Source organism: Phenylobacterium kunshanense, from assembly GCF_003254525.1.
GTDB classification, from domain to species: domain Bacteria; phylum Pseudomonadota; class Alphaproteobacteria; order Caulobacterales; family Caulobacteraceae; genus Phenylobacterium; species Phenylobacterium kunshanense.
The window spans coordinates 1-1,180 of sequence record NZ_QFYS01000024.1 but is presented as its reverse complement, the minus strand read 5'-3'; the positions used below and the strand labels follow the sequence as shown (position 1 = coordinate 1,180).

Annotated in this window: 1 protein-coding gene; it reads right to left on the bottom strand. The window is 70.2% G+C overall.

Features of this window, described 5'->3' with window-relative positions; all coding sequences use genetic code 11:
* Positions 1-21: 21 nt before the first annotated feature.
* Positions 22-975 carry an IS110 family RNA-guided transposase gene (locus tag DJ019_RS20615; protein WP_111278752.1) on the bottom strand — a complete coding sequence of 318 codons (954 nt, stop codon included), beginning with the start codon at positions 973-975 and terminating at the stop codon, positions 22-24.
* Positions 976-1,180: the final 205 nt, after the last annotated feature.

The window sequence follows — 1,180 nt, the reverse complement described above, 5'->3', positions numbered from 1 at the left end:
AGCGGCGGGAGCAACCATGTTTCAGGTGGCCGGGTGAGCGAGCCAGGGTTGGCCGCGGCTGAGGATGAGGTTGGCGGCTTCGATGAGCTTTCGCATGACGGCGACGGTGACGAGCTTGCGGGCCTTGCCGGCGGCCAGGAGGCGTTCGGCGAAGGCCTTGAAGCCGGGGTCGAAGCGCTTGGCGATGACGGCGGCGAGGTAGAGCATCCGGCGCGGCCGGGCGCGGCCACCGATGATGAATCGCAGGCCTTTCCATTGGCCCGAGTCGCGGTCGAAGGGCGCGACGCCCAGGAGGCTGGCGGCCTGGCCGCGCTTCATGGCGCCCAGTTCGGGCATGCGGATCACCAGGCTGGCGGCGATGATCGGGCCGATGCCCGGCAGGCTCGTGAGCAGGCGGAAGCGGACAAGCAGGTCGGCCTCGGCCTTGATGCGGGTGAGGATGCCGAGGCTGAGCCTGGCCTTCGCCCGCTCCAGCGCGCGGATCTGGGTCCGCAGCAGGGCAGCGACGTCCTTGAGCGTGACACTGTCCATGAAGGTCTTGAGCCCGACGATCTGGTCGGTGATCTGCTCGTAGGCCGTCAGCCGCTCGGCAAGCTCGACCAGGCGCGGGTCCTGGGCCGCCTTCACTGCCTCCACCTGCGCCGTCGCCGCCGCGATCAGCCTCGCGTCCAGCCGGTCGTTCTTGGCCCGCCAGCGCTTCAGCTGCGCAAACCGGCGCACCTCCAGCGGCTGGTGCACCACCACCTCGAAGCCGGCCGCCTCCAGCGCCGCACGCACGCCCCGCTCGTAGCCGCCCGTGGCCTCGAGGCCCACACGGCCCACCTCCCGCGCCTTCAGCCAGCCGATCAGCTCGCTAAACCCTGCCGTACCGTTCTCGATCCGCAGCTCGTCCTCCAGGCCGTGCACGGCCACATCCAGCCCGCGCTTGCCGACGTCGATCCCGGCCACCTTCGTGCTAGACTGCCGCTGTTCCACTCGACCCCTCCTTGTGGCTTCGGACCTTCAAGTCCCTGCAACCATCCGGGTCATGGAATGTCGGCGGCGGCCCAGCTCCCGCGCAGCCGTAAGGCTCTGGGGGACACGGCCCCTCCACCGACAGCCCGCCTGGCGCGGCTACGCCAGGCGGGCGTCCCGGAAGACGTCGCCACTGTAGCAGCCAGCCAACAAACAAGGGGGACCG